Annotated in this window: 22 protein-coding genes; 16 read left to right on the top strand and 6 right to left on the bottom strand. The window is 65.8% G+C overall.

The window, feature by feature from the left end:
* The first annotated feature begins 235 nt into the window (after positions 1–235).
* The 5 genes from O6X71_RS12290 to O6X71_RS12310 all read left to right on the top strand — a co-directional run bounded on the left by O6X71_RS12290 (position 236) and on the right by O6X71_RS12310 (position 5,255).
* Positions 236–541 (top strand): hypothetical protein, encoded by a 306-nt coding sequence (locus O6X71_RS12290; protein ID WP_056053958.1) that lies wholly within the window; start codon positions 236–238, stop codon positions 539–541.
* A 57-nt stretch (positions 542–598) separates the two neighbouring features.
* Positions 599–2,164, top strand: coding sequence for a lysine--tRNA ligase (locus O6X71_RS12295; RefSeq protein ID WP_353466086.1), 1,566 nt, complete (start codon positions 599–601; stop codon positions 2,162–2,164).
* Between the two features lie 215 nt (positions 2,165–2,379).
* A complete protein-coding gene (locus O6X71_RS12300; protein ID WP_353466087.1) occupies positions 2,380–2,937 on the top strand; it encodes a 2'-5' RNA ligase family protein in 558 nt (185 codons plus the stop codon).
* A 91-nt stretch (positions 2,938–3,028) separates the two neighbouring features.
* A complete protein-coding gene (locus O6X71_RS12305) occupies positions 3,029–4,033 on the top strand; it encodes a histone deacetylase family protein (protein ID WP_353466088.1) in 1,005 nt (334 codons plus the stop codon).
* Positions 4,023–5,255: an MFS transporter gene (locus O6X71_RS12310; protein ID WP_353466090.1), complete on the top strand. Its 1,233-nt coding sequence runs from the start codon at positions 4,023–4,025 to the stop codon at positions 5,253–5,255. Before O6X71_RS12305 ends, O6X71_RS12310 begins: the two co-directional genes overlap by 11 nt.
* Before the next feature lie 168 nt (positions 5,256–5,423).
* Here O6X71_RS12310 and O6X71_RS12315 read toward each other — a convergent pair whose 3' ends face one another.
* Positions 5,424–6,653, bottom strand: a complete 1,230-nt coding sequence (locus tag O6X71_RS12315; RefSeq protein ID WP_353466092.1) for a dipeptidase — start codon at positions 6,651–6,653, stop codon at positions 5,424–5,426.
* A 3-nt stretch (positions 6,654–6,656) separates the two neighbouring features.
* Here O6X71_RS12315 and O6X71_RS12320 point away from each other — a divergent pair, with 3 nt between their 5' ends.
* Positions 6,657–7,847 (top strand): acyltransferase family protein, encoded by a 1,191-nt coding sequence (locus O6X71_RS12320; RefSeq protein WP_353466093.1) that lies wholly within the window; start codon positions 6,657–6,659, stop codon positions 7,845–7,847.
* A 3-nt stretch (positions 7,848–7,850) separates the two neighbouring features.
* Here the strand turns inward: O6X71_RS12320 and O6X71_RS12325 are convergent, their stop codons facing one another.
* The 4 genes from O6X71_RS12325 to sucC all read right to left on the bottom strand — a co-directional run bounded on the left by O6X71_RS12325 (position 7,851) and on the right by sucC (position 12,187).
* Positions 7,851–8,609: an energy transducer TonB gene (locus O6X71_RS12325; protein WP_353466094.1), complete on the bottom strand. Its 759-nt coding sequence runs from the start codon at positions 8,607–8,609 to the stop codon at positions 7,851–7,853.
* Between the two features lie 455 nt (positions 8,610–9,064).
* Complete coding sequence (locus O6X71_RS12330) at positions 9,065–9,994, bottom strand: electron transfer flavoprotein subunit alpha/FixB family protein (RefSeq protein WP_353466095.1); 930 nt, start codon at positions 9,992–9,994, stop codon at positions 9,065–9,067.
* Positions 9,991–10,737, bottom strand: a complete 747-nt coding sequence (locus O6X71_RS12335) for an electron transfer flavoprotein subunit beta/FixA family protein (RefSeq protein ID WP_056064107.1) — start codon at positions 10,735–10,737, stop codon at positions 9,991–9,993. The genes O6X71_RS12330 and O6X71_RS12335 overlap by 4 nt, the downstream gene beginning before the upstream one ends.
* Positions 10,738–10,984: 247 nt before the next feature.
* Positions 10,985–12,187, bottom strand: coding sequence for an ADP-forming succinate--CoA ligase subunit beta (gene sucC, locus O6X71_RS12340; protein ID WP_056053980.1), 1,203 nt, complete (start codon positions 12,185–12,187; stop codon positions 10,985–10,987).
* A gap of 340 nt (positions 12,188–12,527) precedes the next feature.
* On the opposite strand from sucC, the gene O6X71_RS12345 reads away from it, so the two are divergent.
* Entirely contained in the window at positions 12,528–12,857 is a 330-nt protein-coding gene (locus O6X71_RS12345) for a pilus assembly protein PilZ (RefSeq protein WP_332745100.1), read from the top strand.
* 73 nt (positions 12,858–12,930) lie between these two features.
* Here the strand turns inward: O6X71_RS12345 and O6X71_RS12350 are convergent, their stop codons facing one another.
* Positions 12,931–13,869: a ribose-phosphate pyrophosphokinase gene (locus O6X71_RS12350; protein WP_056064113.1), complete on the bottom strand. Its 939-nt coding sequence runs from the start codon at positions 13,867–13,869 to the stop codon at positions 12,931–12,933.
* Positions 13,870–13,966: 97 nt separating this feature from the next.
* Between O6X71_RS12350 and gltX the strand changes: the two genes are divergently transcribed.
* From gltX to O6X71_RS12395, 9 genes are all read left to right on the top strand, one after another.
* Positions 13,967–15,292, top strand: a complete 1,326-nt coding sequence (gene gltX, locus O6X71_RS12355) for a glutamate--tRNA ligase (RefSeq protein ID WP_353466097.1) — start codon at positions 13,967–13,969, stop codon at positions 15,290–15,292.
* A gap of 522 nt (positions 15,293–15,814) precedes the next feature.
* The gene (locus O6X71_RS12360) at positions 15,815–16,480 is read left to right on the top strand and encodes a TonB family protein (protein WP_353466098.1); all 666 of its coding nucleotides are present in this window, start codon (positions 15,815–15,817) and stop codon (positions 16,478–16,480) included.
* Between the two features lie 55 nt (positions 16,481–16,535).
* Positions 16,536–16,883, top strand: coding sequence for a hypothetical protein (locus tag O6X71_RS12365; protein WP_353466099.1), 348 nt, complete (start codon positions 16,536–16,538; stop codon positions 16,881–16,883).
* Between the two features lie 20 nt (positions 16,884–16,903).
* A complete protein-coding gene (ribD, locus tag O6X71_RS12370; RefSeq protein ID WP_353466100.1) occupies positions 16,904–17,863 on the top strand; it encodes a bifunctional diaminohydroxyphosphoribosylaminopyrimidine deaminase/5-amino-6-(5-phosphoribosylamino)uracil reductase RibD in 960 nt (319 codons plus the stop codon).
* Positions 17,863–18,474 (top strand): riboflavin synthase, encoded by a 612-nt coding sequence (locus O6X71_RS12375; protein ID WP_353466102.1) that lies wholly within the window; start codon positions 17,863–17,865, stop codon positions 18,472–18,474. The genes ribD and O6X71_RS12375 overlap by 1 nt, the downstream gene beginning before the upstream one ends.
* Entirely contained in the window at positions 18,458–19,624 is a 1,167-nt protein-coding gene (gene ribB, locus O6X71_RS12380; protein ID WP_435368478.1) for a 3,4-dihydroxy-2-butanone-4-phosphate synthase, read from the top strand. Before O6X71_RS12375 ends, ribB begins: the two co-directional genes overlap by 17 nt.
* Complete coding sequence (gene ribH / locus O6X71_RS12385) at positions 19,624–20,046, top strand: 6,7-dimethyl-8-ribityllumazine synthase (RefSeq protein WP_353466103.1); 423 nt, start codon at positions 19,624–19,626, stop codon at positions 20,044–20,046. The genes ribB and ribH overlap by 1 nt, the downstream gene beginning before the upstream one ends.
* A complete protein-coding gene (locus tag O6X71_RS12390) occupies positions 20,043–20,588 on the top strand; it encodes a GNAT family N-acetyltransferase (RefSeq protein ID WP_353466104.1) in 546 nt (181 codons plus the stop codon). The genes ribH and O6X71_RS12390 overlap by 4 nt, the downstream gene beginning before the upstream one ends.
* A gap of 1 nt (position 20,589) precedes the next feature.
* Positions 20,590–20,781 carry a DUF4169 family protein gene (locus O6X71_RS12395; protein WP_353466245.1) on the top strand — a complete coding sequence of 64 codons (192 nt, stop codon included), beginning with the start codon at positions 20,590–20,592 and terminating at the stop codon, positions 20,779–20,781.
* The last annotated feature ends 66 nt before the right edge of the window (positions 20,782–20,847 follow it).

Raw genomic sequence — 20,847 nt, forward strand, 5'->3', positions numbered from 1 at the left:
AAGGGCAACCTCTCGCTGCTTGTTCTCCCACGAAGACGGGAGCCCGGTCTGGATCCCCACCTCCGCAGGGAAACACGCTGTCGTAGGTTTCAGCCTGAAGTGCTGCACCCTTCGCGGTTGTGCAAACCTCCACCAACAAGCTCACCGATATCGGCCGTTACGCAACCGGCACGGTCCACGTGCGTTGCGCACTCATCAATACCGAACTTTACCTACATCAACAGGGACGATCATCATGCGGAAGTTTCTCATGGCGCTGAGCGCGCTCTCGCTCGCAATCCCGGCCGCCGCCGTCATCCCCACGGGCAAGGCCGAAGCACGCTCGAAGCGTGAATATCGCGGGCATGACCGCCGTTACCGCGCCAAGCGTTGCCGTCATTCGAGCGGCACGACCGGCCTCGTCGCAGGCGGCGTCGGCGGCGCGGTGCTCGGCAATGCGGTCGGTGGCGGGCTGCTCGGCACGCTGGCCGGCGGTGCAGCGGGTGCGCTCGGTGGCCGTGCGGTCGACCGGACGATCACCGCGAAGGACCGTTGCCGCTGAGTCGCAAGCGGCGGTGGGGGTGACGGACACGAATGCACGCGCTAGTCGCGCTGTATCATGACCGACGACATCCGCACCGCCGCCCTCGAGTCCAAAGCCTGGCCGTACGAGGAGGCGCGCAAACTCCTCAAGCGCTATCCGAACGGCAAGTCGGGCGATCCGGTGCTGTTCGAGACGGGCTACGGACCGTCGGGCCTGCCGCACATCGGCACGTTCAACGAAGTGTTGCGCACGACGATGGTGCGCAACGCCTTCCACGCGCTCTCCGACACGCCGACGCGGCTGATCGCGTTCTCGGACGACATGGACGGTCTCCGGAAAGTGCCGGACAATGTCCCCAACGGCGACATGCTGCGCGAGCATCTCGGCAAGCCGCTGACGCAGATCCCCGATCCGTTCGGCACGCACTCGAGCTTTGCCGCACACAACAACGCGATCCTGCGCGAATTTCTCGACCGCTACGGCTTCGACTACGAGTTCGCGTCGTCGACCGAATATTACACGTCGGGTCGCTTCGACGAGGCGTTGAAGGGTGTGCTCCGCCACTTCCAGGGCATCCAGGACGTGATGCTGCCGACGCTGCGGGCAGAACGTCGCGCAACCTATTCGCCGGTGCTGCCGATCTCGCCGACCAGCGGCATCGTGCTGCAGGTGCCGATCGAGGTGATCGATGCCGAAGCCGGGCTGATCGCCTTCGAGGATGAAGGCCAGCGGATTGAGCAGTCCGTGCTTGGCGGCAAGGCCAAGCTTCAGTGGAAGGTCGACTGGGCGATGCGCTGGGTCGCACTCGGCGTCGATTATGAGATGGCGGGCAAGGACCTGATCGATTCGGTCACGCAGTCGTCGAAGATCGCGCGCGTGCTCGGCGGCCGCCCGCCCGAGGGCTTCAACTACGAGATGTTCCTCGACGAGAATGGCGAGAAGATATCGAAGTCGAAGGGCAATGGGCTGAGCCTCGAACAGTGGCTGACCTACGGCCCCGAAGAGAGCCTCGCGTTCTATGCGTATCGCGAGCCGAAGAAGGCGAAGTCGTTGCACATGGGCGTGATTCCGCGCGCGGTGGACGACTATTGGCAGTTCCGCGGCAATTATGCCGGCCAGGACCTGAAGCAGAAGCTCGGCAATCCGGTCCATCACATCCACGACGGCAAGCTACCGATGGGCGAGTTGCCGGTGACGTTCGGACTGTTGCTCAATCTCGTCGGCGTGATGGGCGATGCGAGCAAGGAGCAGGTCTGGGGCTATCTAGCGAACTACGTGCCCGATGCGTCGGCAGACAAATACCCCGAGCTCGACCGGCTGATCGGCTATGCGCTGGCCTATAGTCGCGATTTCGTCGCGCCGACGTTGAAGCGCCGCGCGCCCGAGGGTGTCGAGGTCGCGGCGCTGGAGCGGCTCGATGCGGAACTCGCCGCGTTGCCGCCGGAGGCGAGCGCGGAGGATATCCAGAACATCGTCTACGAGATCGGCAAGACCGGGGGGTTCGAAAACCTGCGCGACTGGTTCAAGGCGCTGTACGAGACGTTGCTCGGCTCTGAGCAGGGCCCGCGAATGGGGAGCTTCATTGCGCTGTATGGCGTGGAGAACTCGCGGAAACTGATCGCGGAAGCGTTGGCGCGCTAAGAACGTATCCGGGAGGAGAAATCCACCCCGGCGAAGGCCGGGGCCCAATTGGGATACGCGCTTAACGGAGCGCAGCGTGTCGTTACTCTGACCTTTCCAATTTGGCCCCGGCCTCCGCCGGGGTGGTGTTTGAGTCGTACGATCGCGCGCGCCAACTAGACGAAAGCAGTGGAACATATTAGCAACACACCCACGTCTCCCGATTCGGAAACCGCATGTTTCATCGACCGCTCGCCCGTCATCGCCTGTTCTTTGCGATCCGCCCGCCGCTTCCGCTCGCGCGTCAGATCACCGCTGCAGCGTCGTGGTTCGAAACCGACCGGGAGAAGCTGCGCCCCGAGCATCTGCACGTGACGATCGATATCCTCGACGACCATGATCGCGTCTCGACCGCGCTGGAACGCGACCTGAAAGCGATCGGCGATGCGGTCGAAGCCGCGCTTTTCGCACTCCAGTTCGACACCGCGGTCGGCAGCGATCGCTCCATAGCCCTGCGTCCGCGCCACAAGAACGCCTCGCTCGCCGCACTGCATCAGCGGATTGCGGTGGCACGCGAGGCGGCAGGGCTACGCGCCCGCGAAGGCTATCGGTTCAGTCCGCACATGACGCTCGGCTACCGCGACGGCGTGTCGTTCACGCAACCCATCGCGCCGATCGGCTGGGACGTGGATGCGTTCGTGCTAGTCCATAGTCATGTCGGCCGGACCCGGCACGACGTGATCGGGCGCTGGCTGCTGAGCCGCGACGACGATCGGCAACTGACGCTGTTCTAAGCCTTCGAATTTGCCGAACGCGCGCGATCCCGTAGGACCCCGGACGCGATCGGTTGGTTCTTCCCTCGTGACCGCGCACCAAGGAGCGAACATGCGGCTGTTCTTCGACGACGCCCAGCGAACCCACGCCCCTGCGCGCGAACTCCACAACGGCGCGTTCACCGCCTATGCCGAGACGCCCGCGCGGATCGACGCGATCCTGCGTGCTATCGGTCCCGTCGAGACGTCGGAGGATCGCGGCGAGGCGCAGATCCTTGCGGTGCACTCCCCCGCTTATGTCGCGTTTCTGCAAGACGCCGCGCGACTGTGGCGCGCGGCGGGGCGAGAGGGCGATGCGATCCCCTACACGTTCCCGATCCGCGGCCGCCGGCCACTAGACCTCACCCGGATCGACGCGCTGATCGGCGCGCACAGCTTCGACGCGACCACGCCGATCACACCCGAGACCTGGGCCGCTTCCTATGGCAGCGCGCAGTCCGCGCTCGCCGCGACGCACGCCGTGCTCGACGGCGACCGCGCGGCGTTCGCACTGTGCCGCCCGCCCGGCCACCATGCCGGCGCGGACTATTGCGGGGGATATTGCCACCTCAACACCGCCGCGATCGCCGCGCAGGCCGCGCGCGACGCCGGCGTCGACCGTGTCGCGATCCTCGACATCGACTATCACCACGGCAACGGTACGCAGGACATTTTCTATGCCCGGAGCGACGTGTTCTACGCCTCGGTCCACGCCGATCCGAAGACCGACTATCCGTTCTACTGGGGCCATGCCGACGAAACCGGCGAAGGCGAAGGGCTCGGCACCACGCTGAACCTCCCCCTGCCCCACGGCACGCAGATCGATGCGTTTCGGGCCGCGCAAACCACTGCGCTCGACGCGATCGCCGCGTTCGATCCCGGCCTCCTCGTCGTCAGCTTCGGCGCGGACACGTGGGAGGGCGATCCGATCTCGCATTTCAAGTTGACGACGCTTAACTATGCGGTCCTTGCACGCGACATCGCCGGGCGCGGCTGGCCGACTGCGATCGTCATGGAGGGCGGCTACGCGGTCGATGCGCTCGGCCACAACGTCGCGAGCTTCCTGAGTGGCTTCTGAAGCGCCTATCGCTCTCGGCACGCCGGCCTATCGTCGCCTGACGTTGGCGATGCTGTTCGCAGGGTTCTCGACCTTTTCGCTGCTCTATTCGGTGCAGCCGTTGCTGCCGCTGTTCGCTGCCCAGTTCGGGCTGACCGCGGAGGGCGCCTCGCTGGCGGTGTCGCTCGCGACCGGACCGCTCGCGATCGGCATATTGTTCGCCGGGTTCGTCTCGGACCGCGTCGGCCGGCGGCCGCTGATGATCGCGGCGATGTTCGCGGCCGGCGCGCTGACGTTGGGGGCGGCGGTCGTGCCGGGGTGGAGCGGCTTGCTCGTGCTGCGATTCCTGACCGGCGTTGCGCTTGCGGGCGTGCCTGCGGTGGCGATGGCCTATGTCGCGGAGGAGGTCGACGCGGGCTCGGTCGGCGCGGCGATGGGGCTGTATATCGCGGGCAGCGCGCTCGGCGGGATGGCTGGGCGGCTGGTCGTGAGCGTCGTCGCCGATCTCGAAGGCTGGCGCTGGGCGCTCGCCGCAGTCGGCGTCGCTGGCCTCGCAATGGCGGAGGCATTCCGCCGGCTCGCACCACTCTCGCGCAATTTTACGCCGAACGTTGGACGGCCTGGCGCATTTTTACGGAGTGCCGGATCGCTGTTCACCGATCGCGCGATGCCGCTGTTGTATCTCGAGGCGTTCCTGTTGATGGGCGTGTTCGTCACGATCTATAATTATGCAGGCTTCCGGTTGATGAGCCCGCCCTACGGCCTCAGCCAGGCGGCAGTCGGTGGCGTGTTCCTGCTCTACGTGCTCGGATCGGTGAGTTCGGCGAAGTTCGGCACGCTCGCTGGGCGGCTTGGGCGACGGAAGGTGTTCTGGATTCCGGTCGTGCTGCTGATCGCCGGAGTCGCGCTGACCGCGATGACGCCGCTGGTGCTGGTGATCGTGGGGATCGCGGTGGTGACGATCGGCTTCTTCGGCGCGCATTCGATCGCGAGTGCCTGGGTCGGCCGGCGGGCGCAGGGCTCGCGCGGACAGGCGGCGGCGTTCTACCTGTTCTTCTACTACATGGGATCGAGCGTGCTGGGATCCGCCGGCGGGTTCGCGTGGACGCATGCCGGATGGCCGGGGGTGACGGCGTTCTGTTTGCTGCTCGGTGTGGCGGCGTTGGTGATCGGGCTGGTGCTGCGTGACGTGCCGCCGCTGGTGATCGAGCCGCCGGTACCGCAGCGGATGCCCGATCCGTGAGGCGGGGCTGTCATCTGGTCAGTATTACCCGGCAGTGCAGCCTCATACCCGTCATTCCCGCGGAGGCGGGAACCCATATTGGCTGGCCTTGCGATAGGATCGCGCGCGCTTGAGAATATGGATCCCCGCCTGCGCGGGGATGACGATTATCCAACGGCAGAATTCGCCCTACCGCGACGCCACGTCAGTCGCATCGACCGGCGGCAGGGCCGCCATCCCCTTCGCGACGGCTTCGACCCGTTCCATGACGCGCAGGACGTTGCCGCCGGACAGTTTCGCCATGTCGCCATCGCTCCACCCCCGCCGTGCCAGTTCGACAAACAGTAGCGGATACCCGTCGACACCTTTCAGGCCAATCGGCCCGGTCCCCTGGATCCCGTCAAAATCGCCGCCGATCCCGACATGATCATGGCCCGCGACCTTCGCGATATGCTCGACGTGATCGGCGACCGTCGCGGCGGTGACCTGCGGTTCCGGATGCGCCGCGTCCCAGCTCGCCAAAGGCACAGGCAATTTCGCGCCGTAGACGTTCGCCGGCACGCCGACGCGCTTCGCATAGGCCGAGCGTGCGACGTCCCAGCCGCGCCATGCGCCCGACAGGAACGACGGGTAGAAGTTCACCATCACCACGCCGCCATTCGCGCCGATCGCGCGGAGCAGGTCGTCGGGGATATTCCGCGGCGCGTCGGCGATCGCCCGCGCGCTGGAGTGCGAGGCGATGACCGGCGCCTTGGTCGCTGCCAAAGCCGCCGCCATCGTTGCGTCCGAGACGTGGGAGACGTCGACGATCATGCCGATCCGGTTCATCTCCGCGACCACCTGCCGCCCGAAGTCGCTGAGCCCGTTGGCGCGCGGTGCGTCGGTCGAGCTGTCCGCCCAGTTCAGGCTCTTGCCGTGCGTCAGGGTCATGTACGCCACACCGAGCGCGCGATATTGGCGCAGTACGGAGAGCCGCCCGTCGATCTGATGCCCGCCCTCGACGCCGATCAGCGAGGCGATCCGCCCGGCCTTCTCGATCCGACGGATGTCCGCGGCAGTGGTGGCGAGTTCGAACGTCGCCGGGTTCGCCGCGACGAAACGGCGGACGATGTCGATCTCCTCCAGCGTCATCTCCACCGCGCGCGGCGCATCGGCGGGAATGTAGACCGACCAGAACTGCCCGCCGACATGACCTTTGCGCAGGCGGGGAATATCGGTCTGGAGCGGGTTCGGCAGCCGCGCTGTGTCGGCTGAGAGATCGACCGCCTCGACCTTCGCGTCGTGCAATTCGCGGATTTCCCAGGCGAGGTCGTTATGCCCGTCGATCACCGGGCTGCGCTCAAGCACGCGTTCGACGCGTCGCGATAGGGCAGCGTCGGGGCTCGCCTGCGCGGCCAGCAGCAGGAATGCGGCGATCATGTCTTGGTCCCCCATGGCGTCCGCTCCATCCTGAAGGAGGTGTTCGCGCGCGACAAGCCGGGTAAGGCGCTCGCCGAACGTGAGAAGAGGTCCGAATTGTACACGGGAATGGTCGAACCGGCGCGCGAGGCGGATAGCCGGCTCTCCACCGCGATCGCAATCGCGCGGCTGATCGGGATCATGGGGATCGTCTACGTCCACGCCTGGACCGGACGCACTGCCGAGGAATTGGCGGCGGTGGCGTTCAGTTGGCAGGCGGTGCTGCGAACGGTGCTCGGCGAAGTGTTCGGACGTAGCGCTGTGCCGCTGCTAGGGATGATCTCCGGCTGGCTGGTCGTCTCGACCGCAACGCGCCAGGGCTACGCGGCGTTCGTGCTCGGCAAGGCGCGGACGATCCTGCTGCCGATGGTTCTGTGGAACGCGATCGCGATTGTGCTGGTGGGGGCGGCGGCGACGTTCGGCGACCTGAAAGCGCCGACGCCGACCAGCATCGGCTGGACCCTCAACGAACTGGTGCCGCTCGTGCAGGCGAACGACGTCAACGTGCAGATGCCATTCCTGCGCGACCTGTTCGTCTGCATGATGCTCGCGCCGCTGCTGGTGCGTGCGTCGAGTATCTGGCTGGCGCTGGTCGCGCTTGTGGTGGTCGTATGGAGCCTGTCATCGGTGCACGTCCCGCTGCTCCTCAGGCCGCAGATCCTGCTGTTCTTTACCGCGGGGATCGCCGTGCGGCGGCTTGGCGTGGCAGAGAAGGTGGCGGGGTGGCCTGTTGTCCTCTGCGCGCTGCCGTTCGTGGTGCTGATCGCGCCGCGACTCTGGGCCGCGTTGCTGGGGAACGTCTTCTTCGACGCACATCCGCATGTGATGGCGGCGTTCGACATACTGTTTCGATTGGCCTCGGCGGTGCTGTTCTGGCGGCTGGCCTGGGCGCTGGCGGGAAGTGGCGTCGCGGAGCGACTGCGTAGGATCGAGCGCTATGGATTTCTCGCATTCTGCGATCACCTGGTGCTGTTGTGGCTGTTCGGGCCGGTGATTGGGCTGGCGACCGGTGCGCTGGGGGCAGCGCTGTATCCGGCGTATCTGCTGGTCCAGCCGTTGCTGGTGCTCGGGACTACGGTCGTTCTGGGGCGGGGGTTGATGGCGGTTTCACCAGCAATGGCGCGGGTGCTGAGCGGGGGACGGCTCGGGCGGTAGGCTTCAGTTACTGCGTGACGGGGGACCGAGTTGGTTCACCCATTCCTGGTTGTGGACGACGGTCGAGCGGACCGGGCGGCCGGCGGCGTCGAGCCAGGGGCGGTAGCGGAAGCGGAGCTCGATCAGGCGGCAGGTGGTCGCATCGAGCACCCCGTTTCCGCTGGAGCGCGTGACCATGCAGTGCGTGACTTGGCCGTCGGTTTCGACCGTGTAGCGCACGCCGACGACCCCGCCCGCGCCGATCACCGCCTCGGCGTTGGGGAAATCCTTGTTCTTGAAGCGGCCTTTCAGGAGACGGGGCGGGGTTTCGTCGCCACCGTCGCCGTCGCCATTTCCGGAGCGACCGCTGCCGGTGCCGTTCCCTTCGCCGCCTGCGCCGGTCCCTGGTCCGGGAATGGGGGCCGCGCCGCTGGTGGCGTCGCTACCGGGGCCCGGTTTCAGTGTGACGATAACCGGGGGCGGTGGAACGATCGGGGGGACGATCGGGTTGGGAACGACGAGTTCGGTTGCCTTCGAGCGGAGGTTCGCAGGGGACGCTGCGCCTACGGGGCGGTGGCTTTTCGCGGGGCGGGGGACGATTTTATCAGGCGGCGGTGGAGGGGGTGTGGGGCCAACGGCGAACGTCTTCAGCGCGTTGGGGATAGCGGTGGGGATGCTGACGCCGAGGCCGAGGATGAGGGCGTAGCCGACGATGGCGCAGAGTAGCGCGGCGCTGGCCGCGGATATCAGGCGGTCGCGCGGGTTCGGGTGGACGCCGTACATGCTGGGTAGTTGGGGAGGCGTGCGGTGGGCGGCAACTGCGCGTGAGGCCGCGAGAACGATCTCAGTACGCCGGACGTATTCGGTACTGATCTCGCTTCGACAGATGCACCTCCCCGGCGTAGGCCGGGGTCCAATTGGAAAGGTCTATGTAACGAAGGACCGTCCGTCGTTACCTCCGTTTCCCAATTGGGCCCCGGCCTTCGCCGGGGAGGCGGTCACTTTGGGTGAAATTGACCTGGGTTTGTGAACAAAACCGGTTCGGCGTCGGCAGACCTGTACGTTCGGCAGACACTAGAACAGGCGGTGCGACCTACGTCACACCGCCTGTTCTTGGCGCGCGACGCGGGAGTAAATCCCGCGCCGTCGGTCGGCGCTGGAGCGCCGCCGGCCGGCCTTTCGCGTGCGAACCTGCGCTTCGCTTCGCAGCGGCGTGCTGCTGCACGCCTCGCTCAGGCCTACAGCTTCGCAGTCAACTCCGGCACGATCTTGAACAGATCGCCGACCAGGCCGATGTCCGCGACCTGGAAGATCGGCGCGTCCTCGTCCTTGTTGATCGCGATGATGACCTTCGAGTCCTTCATGCCGGCAAGATGCTGGATCGCGCCCGAGATACCAACCGCGACATACACTTCCGGGGCGACGATCTTGCCGGTCTGGCCGACCTGATAGTCGTTCGGGGCGTAGCCCGCGTCGACCGCGGCGCGCGATGCACCCACGCCGGCGCCGAGCTTGTCGGCCAACGGATCGATCATCGCATGGAACTGGTCGCTCGAGGCCAGCGCACGGCCGCCCGAAACGATGATCTTCGCGCTGGTCAGCTCGGGGCGCTCGTTCTTCGCGATCTCCGAGCCGGCGAAGGTCGACAGACCCTTGTCGCCGGTCGACGCGACCGCCTCGATTTCGCCCGAGCCACCCTCGGTCGCAGCCTTGGCGAACGCCGTGCCGCGCACCGTGATGACCTTCTTCGCGTCAGTCGACTGCACGGTTGCAATGGCGTTGCCGGCGTAGATCGGCCGCGTGAACGTGTCTTCGCTCTCGACCGACAGGATGTCGCTGATCTGCATGACGTCGAGCAGCGCGGCGACACGCGGCGCGATATTCTTGCCATGCGTTGTCGACGGCGCAACGAATGCGTCGTGGCTGGCCATCAGCTCGACGATCAGCGGCGCGACGTTCTCGGCGAGCGCATGCGCGAACGCAGCGTCGTCGGCGACGTGCACCTTGCCAACGCCAGCGATCTTCGCAGCCGCGGCAGCGACGCCGTCGACGCCCTGACCGACGACCAGCAGATGGATTTCACCGAGCTGCGAGGCGGCCGTAACCGCCGACAGCGTGGCATCCTTGACGGCCTGACCGTCATGTTCGACCCAGACGAGCGTCTTCACTTGGCGACTCCCATTTCCTTGAGCTTGCCGACCAGCGCGTCGACATCGGCGACCTTGATCCCGGCCGAGCGCTTGGCGGGCTCGACCACCTTCAGCGTGGTCAGGCGCGGCGTCACGTCGACACCGAAATCGGCCGGCGTCTTCTGCGCCATCGGCTTAGACTTCGCCTTCATGATGTTCGGCAGCGAGGCATAGCGCGGCTCGTTGAGACGAAGATCGGTGGTGATGATCGCGGGAAGCTTGAGCGTGTCGGTCTCCGCGCCGCCATCGACTTCGCGCGTCACGTTGACCGAGCCGTCGGCGATCTCGACCTTCGACGCGAACGTGCCCTGGCCCCAGTTCAGGAGGCCGGCGAGCATCTGACCGGTCTGGTTGTTGTCATCGTCGATCGCCTGTTTGCCGAGGATGACGAGGTCGGGCTTCTCTTCTTCGACGATCTTGGCGAGGATCTTGGCGACGCCGAGCGGCTCGACCTTGGTCTCGCTGACGACCAGGATCGCGCGGTCTGCACCCATCGCGAGCGCGGTGCGCAGCGTTTCCTGGCTCTTCTGCTCGCCGATCGAGACGACGACGATCTCGGTGACGCCCTTGTCCTTCAGGCGGATCGCTTCCTCGACCGCGATCTCGTCGAACGGGTTCATGCTCATCTTGACGTTCGCCAGATCGACGCCCGTTCCGTCCGCCTTCACGCGGGGCTTCACGTTGTAGTCAAGCACGCGCTTGACCGGCACCAGCACCTTCATCGGGGTTCCTTCCAAGGTGAAATCATTCGTTTCGATCACCGTCAAAGTATGGCGGCGTTGGCGCGACAGATGGCCGTTTCGCGTCGTTTTCGCAAGTCCGGTATGGAAACATCGCTATGCCGTAGCGTCACGGCGAGATGCCGATCGGACCACCTGCCGAACAGTGTGCGACATAAACGAAAAAGGGCCCGGACGTTTCCGTCCGAGCCCCTCTTTTCGCAGAATCAGTATGCGAGGTCGAAGGCGGTTAGGCCGCGACCTTCTGCACCTCTGCGACGATCTTCTTCGCGGCATCGCCAAGGTCGTTCGCGGGAACGATCGCGAGGCCGGAGTTCGCGAGGATCTCCTTGCCCTTCTCGACATTCGTGCCCTCGAGGCGGACGACCAGCGGTACCGAGAGGTTCACTTCCTTCGCCGCGGCGACGATGCCGTCGGCGATGATGTCGCACTTCATAATGCCGCCGAAGATGTTGACGAGGATGCCCTTCACGTTCGGATCCGCGAGGATGATCTTGAACGCCGCGGTCACCTTCTCCTTGTTGGCGCCACCGCCGACGTCGAGGAAGTTGGCGGGGAACATGCCGTTGAGCTTGATGATGTCCATCGTCGCCATCGCGAGGCCGGCGCCGTTGACCATGCAGCCGATGTCGCCGTCGAGCTTGATGTAGGCGAGGTCGTACTTCGACGCCTCAAGCTCGGCGGGATCTTCCTCGGTCTCGTCGCGCAGTTCGAGCAGATCCTTGTGGCGGAACAGCGCGTTGCCGTCGAACGCGACCTTCGCGTCGAGCACCATCAGCTTGCCGTCGTTGGTGACCGCGAGCGGGTTGATCTCGATCTGCTCGGCATCGGTGCCCATAAACGCGTCATACAGCTTCGACGCGGTGTTCGCCGCCTGCTTGGCGAGATCGCCGGTCAGCTTCAGCGCGGCAGCGACGGCGCGGCCGTGATGCGGCATGAAGCCGGTTGCCTGGTCGATATCGATCGACTGGATCTTCTCGGGCGTGTCGTGCGCGACGGCCTCGATGTCCATGCCGCCTTCGGTCGAGACGACCATCATCACCCGGCCGGTGGTGCGGTTGAGCGTCAGCGCGAGGTAGAATTCCTTGTCGATGTCGACGCCGTCGGTGACGTACAGGCGGTTGACCTGCTTGCCCGCGTCGCCCGTCTGGATGGTGACGAGCGTGTTGCCGAGCATGTCGGTCGCTGCCGCGCGAACCTCGTCCTCGGTCTTGGCGAGGCGGACGCCGCCCTTGGCGTCGGGGCCGAGCTCGACGAACTTGCCCTTGCCGCGGCCGCCGGCGTGGATCTGCGCCTTGACGACATAGAGCGGTCCGGGAAGCTTCTTCGAGGCCTCGACGGCCTCCTCGACGGTCAGTGCCGCGAAACCGGCAGGCACGGGGACGCCGAACTTGGCCAGCAGTTCCTTGGCCTGGTATTCATGGATGTTCATCGGGAAGGCTCCACGCAATTTTTAGGAAACTCGGGAATTGGTTGCGCGTAAAGCACAGGGCGGCCAGCAAATCCACCCTTAAGGCATTTGCAGTTGCGTGTCGTTATCATTAGAACGATTTAATGACCCCGGATGGCCTGATCTAAAGCAATTCCTTTTGCGGCGCGCCCCGCCGCCTCTACAGGAGGGCCATGGCTATCCGACTCCGCATCATCGCGTTCCGCAGTTACCCCGCCGGTGCCGGTGGTGCATTCGTCCAGCCACGCGCGGCCAAACCTCAAGCGGCCGAATCGTAAGGCGTTTGGAGATTAGTAACCACTTGGGGAGCAGTGTTCCGGACATGACACAGCCCGTCCCCATCCCCCCCGCCGAACCGACCGGCGAGGAGCTCCGTCAGGCGCTACGCAAGGCCGTCAAGATGCGCGCTCACCTGCGCGATCGGGGCCAGACGCGATTCGAGATCGAGGTGACGGATTTGTCGCTCTCGGGGTTTCGCGCGGAGACGAGCTTTACGTTGTGGCCGGGGACGGTCGTATGGCTGACCTTACCTGGCTTGGCAGCACTTGAAGCGGTGGTCGCATGGCGCGACAAGTTCAAATACGGGTGTGCGTTCGCCAAGCCGCTGCATCCGGCGGTGTTCGATCATATCGTGGCATTGTCGCAGCGGTAAGCCGCTAGAGTGTTCTCCCGCGAAGGCGGGAGCCCAGTCTGGGTCCCCGCCTTCGCGGGGAAACAATTTTTCGTCAGTCGAACAAGCTCGACACGCTCGTCTCATCCGCGATCCGCTTGATCGCTTCACCCAGCAGCGGCGCGATCTGCAGGTGGCGGATCTTGCCATGTGCGTCTTTGATGACTTCGTGGTTCCCGATTGAATCGGTAATCACCAGCTCGCGCAGTTCCGAGCCTTCGACTCGGGCAACCGCACCACCCGACAAAACGCCGTGCGTGACATAGGCTACCACGTCCTCGGCACCCGCTTCCTTCAACGCAGCCGCCGCGTTGCACAACGTCCCGGCCGAATCGACGATGTCGTCGACCAGTATGCAGAAGCGCCCCTCAACCTCGCCGATGATGTTCATCACTTCCGATTCGCCCGCGCGCTCGCGACGCTTGTCGACGATCGCGAGCGGGGCGTTGTCGAGTCGCTTGGCGAGCACGCGGGCGCGAACGACGCCGCCGACGTCCGGCGACACGACCATCAGGTTCTTGCCCTTGAACCGCGCCAGAATGTCCGCCGACATCACCGGCGCCGCATAGAGATTGTCGGTGGGGATATCGAAGAAGCCCTGGATCTGCCCGGCATGCAGGTCGACCGACAGCACCCGGTTCGCGCCCGCGACGGTGATCAGGTTGGCGACCAGCTTGGCCGAGATCGGCGTGCGCGGGCCCGGCTTCCGGTCCTGCCGCGCATAGCCCATGTACGGGATCACCGCGGTGATGCGCCGCGCCGACGCACGCTTGAGCGCGTCGATCATGATCAGCAATTCCATGAGATTGTCGTTGGCGGGATAGCCGGTCGACTGGATCACGAACACGTCCTCGCCGCGGACGTTCTCGTTGATCTCGACGAAGACCTCCTCGTCTGCGAACCGCCGCACACTAACGTCGGTCAGCGGAATCTCGAGATAGGCGGAGATTTCCTGCGCCAGCGGCAGGTTCGAATTGCCGGTCATCAGTTTCATGAAGCTATTTCCCGCTCGATATTCCGCACCCCTTAGGCGCACGAATCGCGTGGTGGAAGGGTTTGCCCGCCGCCGCGCCGCTCCGTACAGCGGCGGGATGACCGTAATCACCCGTTTCGCCCCCTCGCCCACCGGCCGGCTGCACGTCGGCAACATCCGCACCGCGCTCCACAACTGGATGTTCGCGCGCGCCAATGGCGGCAAGTTCGTGCTGCGGATCGACGATACCGATCCCGAACGCAGCGAAGAGCAGTTCGTCGACGCGATCCGTGCCGATCTCGACTGGCTCGGGATGACGCCCGATGCGGAGGAGCGGCAGTCGGCGCGGTTCGCGCTGTACGAGGCGCGGTTCGCGGCACTGGTCGCAAGCGGGCACGTGTATCCGGCGTACGAGACCACGCAGGAGCTCGACCTGAAGCGGAAGATCCAGGCTGGGCGCGGGTTGCCGCCGATCTACGATCGCGCTGCGCTGGCATTGGATGACGATGCGCGGGCGAAGCTGGAGGCGGATGGCGTAAAACCGCACTGGCGGTTCAAGCTCGATCACGACTCGGCAATCGCTTGGGACGATTTGATCCGCGGCGCGGCGCATTTCGAGGCGAAGACGATGAGCGACCCGGTGATCCGGCGCGCGGACGGGTCGTGGCTGTATATGCTGCCGTCGGCGATCGACGATGCCGAGATGGGCGTGACGCACGTGGTGCGCGGCGAGGATCACGTGTCCAACACCGCACTCCAGTTGCAGATGTTTGCCGCGCTCGGCGTCGCGCCGCCGCGGTTCGCGCACGAGGCGTTGCTGACCGGTGCGGAGGGGAAACTGTCGAAGCGACTGGGCTCGCTCGGCGTCGATCATTTCCGTGAGGTCGGGATCGAACCGCAGGCGGTCCGCGCGCTGCTGGCGCGGATCGGGACGAGCGACCCGGTCGAGCCGATCGCCGACGCCGCGCCGCTGATCGCGGGGTTCGACTTTGCGCGGTTCGGGCGGGCGCCGGCGCGGTTCGACGAGGCGGAACTGGCGGCGTTGAACGCGCGAATCCTGCATGCGCTGCCGTTCGAGGCGGTGGCCGAACGGTTGCCCGAGGGCATGGACGTGGCGGCGTGGGAGGCGGTCCGGCCGAACCTCGTGACGCTGGCCGATGCGGCGGATTGGTGGGGCGTGATCGAGGGGCCGGTTGCCGTCGAGGGCGAGATCGACGCGGCGTATCTCGATCAGGCGCTGGTGGCGGCGGGTGAGATCGATTGGTCGAGCGATCCCTGGCACGCGCTGACGGCTCGGTTGAAGGCGGAGACGGGACGCAAGGGGAAGGCTTTGTTCCTGCCATTGCGACGGGCGCTGACGGGGCGCGATCATGGGCCGGACATGGCGGCGTTGCTGCCCTTGATCGGGCGGGAGCGGGCTATGGAGCGGTTGGCGGTGCGCTGATCGAACATCCCCGCAAGTTGTTCGGTCCCTGGTAAAAACATGTTCTCCCGCGAAGGCGGGAGTCCAGTCTGGGCTCCCGCCTTCGCGGGAGAACAAGGAAGGGCGGGCTGCGACCGATCCGATAGTTACAGACAATACTTTGCTGGCGGTCACTTTGCCCGCGTTCGGAAGAAGTAACGCACCACACTTCCCTCTCACCACCACCCCGGCGAAGGCCGGGGCCCAATTGGGGGACGTCGCGAACGGGTGCCGCGCTCCATTATTCCAACCTTTCCAATTGGGCCCCGGCCTTCGCCGGGGTGGTGCACGTGGCCGAAGAATGTGACCGCCAGCGCAGTACGGTAGGTTGGCCGAGCCAATTGGGGCCAACCGGCAAACATCGCTCGAGAGCAGCGAAGCAAGGTTAGCTTACCTCGCGCCCACCCCCTCCAAACCCCTTGCCCCTAGAATGTAATGATGTACCATCCCAACCGGCGGTACCTATCTCGCCGCCATCCTCGAGGAGAAGCGAAGGAGACGGTAATGTACGCGGATCGACTGAACCGGACGGGCGGATTCAATCCCGGGAGCCTCGGCGTCGCGCTGGCGATCAACTGCGCGGTCATCGGAGCCTTGTTCTTTGCGGCACCGAACGTGCTGCCGTTCGTGCCCGACAAGCCCCTCGTGACCTATGTGCCGTACACGCCGCCGCCGCCACCCGAGCCGGTACCGCCCGCCGATCCGCTGATCCGCCAGCAACCGCGCCCCGCCCCGCGTCCCGACGCACCGATCCCGCAGGTACCGACGCAGACGGAGACCGGCTTCAAGGTCGCCCCCGATCCGCTCCCCTACACGCCGCCGATCGGCATCGACGGCACGGGCACTGGCACCGTCGCGGTCGATCCGCCCAAGCTTTCGCCGCTGTTCGTCCAGCCCGGCATCGACCCGCGCTATGCCGCCGAGTTCCAGCCTAGCTACCCGTCCGAAGAACGCCGCGCCGAACGCGAGGGCCGGGTCGTGATCCGCGTGCTTGTTGGCACCGACGGTCGCGTGAAACAGGTCGAGCGGGTCAGCGCGACCACCGACGCGTTCTACCGCGCGACGCTGGATCGCGCGCTGGCGAAATGGCGGTTCAAGCCGGCAACCCGCGACGGCGTCCCCGTCGAGGCGTGGCGATCGATGGCGCTGACGTTTGTCCTCCAGAACTAAAGCTTGAGGGGCGCGGGGCTGGCCTAGCCGGCTCCGCCCCCCTATCTTGCGCGACATGGGCTTTTTCAGTCGCTTCACGCCGATCGTCGCCTATCGCGACCTGCGGCTCTTCCTCAGCCAGCGCCGGCCGTACGAGCTCATCTTTCTCGTGGCGGCGCTCGGCGTCACCAGCTTCTTGATCTACGCGTTCATGAAGGATTCGTACGTCGAGAAGGAATACCGCCCGAAGATCATCTATGTCGAGCAATGGCCGGCGGATCGCACCGATGCGCAGATCGAAGCTCAGCAGAAGATCGACGCACCGATCAAGGCCAAGGCGGTCGCCGAACAGAAGGCCCGCGAAGACGCCCAGCGCGAGTCGTTCAAGCGGCTGGACGACAAGCTGAAGGCCATGGGCATCTGACCCAGCCCGACACGCGCTGGATGGGGGTTGCGCTGGCCTTGGCCGAACGCAGCCGTGGACGGACCGTACCCAATCCCAATGTCGGCTGCGTGATCGTCGCCGATGGTCGCGTGGTCGGGCGCGGCTGGACGCAGGGGGGCGGACGTCCGCATGCCGAGGCGATGGCCTTGGCCGAGGCTGGTGCGAAAGCACGAGGGGCTACGGCTTACGTGACGCTGGAGCCGTGCGCACATCGGTCACCGCGTGGGCCAGCCTGTAGCGACTTGCTGACCGAGGCCGGCGTTGCGGGTGTCGTTGCCGCCCTCGAAGACCCCGACACGCGAACGGCGGGCCAGGGTTTTGCCCGGCTGGCGGCCGCTGGCATCGCCGTGACGCGTGGTATTCGCGCGAACGAAGCCAGACGTTCGATGGCCGGCTTTCTCACTCGCCAAGCGCTCGCCCGTCCCCACGTCACCCTGAAGCTCGCGACCTCGCTCGACGGCTGCATCGCGATGCCGGACGGCTCGAGTCGCTGGATCACCGGTTCGCAAGCTCGCGCCCACGCGCATCTCGAGCGGAGTCGGCACGAAGCGATCCTCGTCGGTCGCGGCACGTATGACGCCGATACGCCGCGACTCGACGTGCGGTTGCCGGGGTTGGAAGCTCGCGGACCGATACGCGTGCTATTATCCGCAACCGTCAAAGACCTGCCCGGTTGGACCGTCATCGCCGCTCCGCGCGACATCGCCACCCTCCCCGGTGTCGACCACATTCTCGTCGAAGGCGGGGCGGCCGTAGCGTCGGCGTTCCTGACGGCGGATCTGGTCGACCGGCTCCTTCTCTACCGCGCGCCGATCCTGATCGGCGGCGGCAAGCACGCACTCCGCGACATCGGCCTCACCGACCTGACCAAAGCACATGGTCGCTGGGCGATCGTCGATGCGCGGCAACTTGGCATGGACCGGCTCGAGGTCTACGAGCGCGAACGAAACGAGGCATAATGTTCACCGGAATCGTCACTGACATAGGCACCGTCACAACCGTGGAGTCGCAGGGCGACACCCGCGTCATTGTCAGCACCGCCTATGATACCGCCACCGTCGATCTCGGGGCGTCGATCTCCTGCTCGGGCGTCTGCCTGACCGTCGTGGATAAAGGCCCGAACTGGTTCGCGGTCGACGTCTCCGGCGAGACGATCAGCCGCACGGCCAAGGACCAATGGACCGAGGGCCGCAAGTTCAACCTCGAACGCGCGATGAAGCTCGGCGACGAACTCGGCGGCCATATCGTCACGGGCCATGTCGACGGTCTCGGCACTGTTGTCGCGCTCGCGGAGGAAGGCGGCTCGCACCGCGTCACCATCCGCGCGGGTTCAGACATTGCGCCGTTCATCGCGCCCAAGGGTTCGGTGACGGTCGACGGCGTTTCGCTCACGGTAAACAGCGTTCAAGACATCGACGGGGAGGTCGAATTCGGCCTCAACATCATTCCGCATACCTGGGCGGTCACCACGCTCGGAAAGATCCACGTGGAACAGTCGGTCAACATCGAGATCGACGTCCTTGCCCGCTACCTCCAAAGAATGGAGCATTACCGTGCCTCTGCCCGCTGAACGTTCGTCCGAATTGGCCCGTCTGAAGCACGGCTACCTCTCGAGCCCGGAAGAGATCATCGACGAGGCGCGCAACGGCCGGATGTTCATCCTGGTCGACGACGAGGACCGCGAGAACGAGGGCGACCTCGTCATTCCCGCGCAGATGGCGACGCCGGAGAAGATCAATTTCATGGCGAAGTTCGGCCGCGGCCTGATCTGCCTCGCGCTGACCAGGGATCGCACCGAGGAACTCGGGCTCGAGCTGATGAGCCGCAACAACGGCACGCGTCATGAGACCGCGTTCACCGTCTCGATCGAGGCGCTCGAAGGCGTCACCACCGGTATCTCCGCCGCCGATCGCGCGCGCACGATTGCGGTCGCAGTCGATGCGACCAAGGGCAAGTCGGACATCGTCACTCCCGGCCACGTCTTCCCGCTGGTCGCGCGCGACGGCGGCGTGCTGATCCGCGCCGGGCATACCGAGGCCGCGGTCGACGTCGCGCGGCTCGCCGGGCTCAACCCCTCGGGCGTGATCTGCGAGATCATGAACGAGGACGGCACGATGGCGCGGATGGACGACCTCGTCACCTTCGCGCAGTTCCACAACGTCAAGATCGGCACGATCCGCGACCTGATCGCCTATCGCCGCCGCCACGATCACCTCGTCGAGAAGCGCGCCGAGGCGAAGTTCACCTCCGAATGGGGTGGCGACTGGAGCGCGCTGACGTTCTGGAACAAGGCGACCGGCACCGAGCAGGTCGCGCTGGTCAAGGGCAAGATCGACCCGGCCAAGCCGACGCTGGTCCGCATGCACGCGCTGTCGCCGTTCGCGGACATCTTCGGCGAATCCGGCGATCGCGGCCGCATCCTCGCGCGTTCGATGCAGATGATCGCGGACGAGGGCGCGGGCGTGATCGTCGTCATCAACCGCCCGCGCAGCAACACCTTCACCTCGGCGGTGATGAAGAAGGCGGGCGCGGAGATCACCCCGGACATGGAGGAACTGCGCGACTACGGCGTCGGTGCGATGATCCTGACCGAACTCGGCGTCCACGACATGGTGCTGATCACCAACACGCATCACACGCTGGTCGGCCTCGACGGCTATGGCCTGTCGATCGTCGGCGAGCGCCCGATCGCGTCCCTGAACACGGAAAAGAGCAACTGATGGCGCATCTCCTCATCGTCGAAGCCCGGTTCTACGATCACCTCAACGACCTCCTCGTCGAGGGCGCGAAGGCCGCGATCGAAGCCGCCGGCCACACGCACGAGACGATCACCGTGCCAGGCGCGCTCGAAGTCCCCGGCGCGATCGCGCTGGCCGCCGAGAGCGAGATGTTCGACGCCTATGTCGCGCTTGGCGTCGTGATCCGCGGCGAGACCTATCATTTCGAGATCGTCGCGGGCGAAAGCGCACGCGGGATCATGCAGCTGACGATGGACGGCCTGCCCATCGGCAACGGCATCCTGACCACCGAGAACGAGGCGCAGGCCTTGTCCCGCGCGAAGCCCACCGAAGGCGACAAGGGCGGTGGCGCGGCGAACGCGGCGCTGGCGATGCTGGCGCTCAAGGACCGCTTCATCGCATGATCGCACCGGCGCTCCTGACGGAGCGCCTGTTGCTCCGGCCCTTGGGACCGGAGGATGCCGAGGCGTGGTATGCGTTCCACGCCGATCCCGCGACGATGCGCCATCTCGGCGGCGTGCAGTCGCGCAGCGTCGCCTGGCGTGGGCTGTGCGCGATGACGGGCGCGTGGAGCATTCGCGGCTTCTCGATGTTCGCCGTGACGCTGCGCGCTACCGGCGAATGGATCGGTCGCGTCGGTCCGTGGCAGCCCGAAGACTGGCCGGGTACTGAGATCGGCTGGGGACTGGCATCGCAGTTCGCCGGTCGCGGGTTCGCGAGCGAGGCTGCGACGGCGACGATCGACTATGCGGTGGACGTGCTCGGCTGGACCGACATCATCCACACCATCGCACCCGACAACGCCGAGTCGATCGCGCTTGCGCAACGGCTCGGGTCGACCAACCGCGGCCCAACTAAACTTCCCCCGCCGCTCGAATTGCTGCCGGTGGACGATTGGGGTCAGAGTGCTGCCGACTGGCGAGCGCGGAGAGCAGGCCGTGGGTGACGTGATCAACCTGCGACTCGCTCGGAAACAGCGGGCTCGTGACGAGGCTTCATCGAAGGCGGATCGGAACCGCAGCCTGTTCGGGCGGACCACGGCGCAGAAGGCTGCGGACGCGGCTGCGAAGACTCGGATCAAGAGAACGCTCGATGGCGCGAGGCTCGATAATCCCACGACCGAAACGTCTGAGGAGTAACTCACCCTCACCCTTCCGACAGCAAAGTCGTCCCGGGGCCCTTTCTCTTGGCAGCGTCAGACCGAA

Source organism: Sphingomonas faeni, from assembly GCF_040407505.1.
Classification (GTDB): Bacteria; Pseudomonadota; Alphaproteobacteria; order Sphingomonadales; family Sphingomonadaceae; genus Sphingomonas; species Sphingomonas faeni_E.

What these genes read in the sequence shown, in the direction of transcription:
- O6X71_RS12390 (WP_353466104.1), top strand. Translation starts at nt 20,043, where the DNA reads ATGATCGCACCGGCGCTCCTGACGGAGCGCCTGTTGCTCCGGCCCTTG.
- O6X71_RS12325 (WP_353466094.1), bottom strand. Translation starts at nt 8,609, where the DNA reads ATGTACGGCGTCCACCCGAACCCGCGCGACCGCCTGATATCCGCGGCC.
- O6X71_RS12315 (WP_353466092.1), bottom strand. Translation starts at nt 6,653, where the DNA reads ATGATCGCCGCATTCCTGCTGCTGGCCGCGCAGGCGAGCCCCGACGCT.
- O6X71_RS12350 (WP_056064113.1), bottom strand. Translation starts at nt 13,869, where the DNA reads ATGAAACTGATGACCGGCAATTCGAACCTGCCGCTGGCGCAGGAAATC.
- O6X71_RS12360 (WP_353466098.1), top strand. Translation starts at nt 15,815, where the DNA reads ATGTACGCGGATCGACTGAACCGGACGGGCGGATTCAATCCCGGGAGC.
- O6X71_RS12295 (WP_353466086.1), top strand. Translation starts at nt 599, where the DNA reads ATGACCGACGACATCCGCACCGCCGCCCTCGAGTCCAAAGCCTGGCCG.
- O6X71_RS12335 (WP_056064107.1), bottom strand. Translation starts at nt 10,737, where the DNA reads ATGAAGGTGCTGGTGCCGGTCAAGCGCGTGCTTGACTACAACGTGAAG.
- O6X71_RS12305 (WP_353466088.1), top strand. Translation starts at nt 3,029, where the DNA reads ATGCGGCTGTTCTTCGACGACGCCCAGCGAACCCACGCCCCTGCGCGC.
- O6X71_RS12290 (WP_056053958.1), top strand. Translation starts at nt 236, where the DNA reads ATGCGGAAGTTTCTCATGGCGCTGAGCGCGCTCTCGCTCGCAATCCCG.
- O6X71_RS12365 (WP_353466099.1), top strand. Translation starts at nt 16,536, where the DNA reads ATGGGCTTTTTCAGTCGCTTCACGCCGATCGTCGCCTATCGCGACCTG.
- O6X71_RS12375 (WP_353466102.1), top strand. Translation starts at nt 17,863, where the DNA reads ATGTTCACCGGAATCGTCACTGACATAGGCACCGTCACAACCGTGGAG.
- gltX (WP_353466097.1), top strand. Translation starts at nt 13,967, where the DNA reads ATGACCGTAATCACCCGTTTCGCCCCCTCGCCCACCGGCCGGCTGCAC.
- ribD (WP_353466100.1), top strand. Translation starts at nt 16,904, where the DNA reads ATGGGGGTTGCGCTGGCCTTGGCCGAACGCAGCCGTGGACGGACCGTA.
- O6X71_RS12345 (WP_332745100.1), top strand. Translation starts at nt 12,528, where the DNA reads ATGACACAGCCCGTCCCCATCCCCCCCGCCGAACCGACCGGCGAGGAG.
- ribH (WP_353466103.1), top strand. Translation starts at nt 19,624, where the DNA reads ATGGCGCATCTCCTCATCGTCGAAGCCCGGTTCTACGATCACCTCAAC.
- sucC (WP_056053980.1), bottom strand. Translation starts at nt 12,187, where the DNA reads ATGAACATCCATGAATACCAGGCCAAGGAACTGCTGGCCAAGTTCGGC.
- O6X71_RS12300 (WP_353466087.1), top strand. Translation starts at nt 2,380, where the DNA reads ATGTTTCATCGACCGCTCGCCCGTCATCGCCTGTTCTTTGCGATCCGC.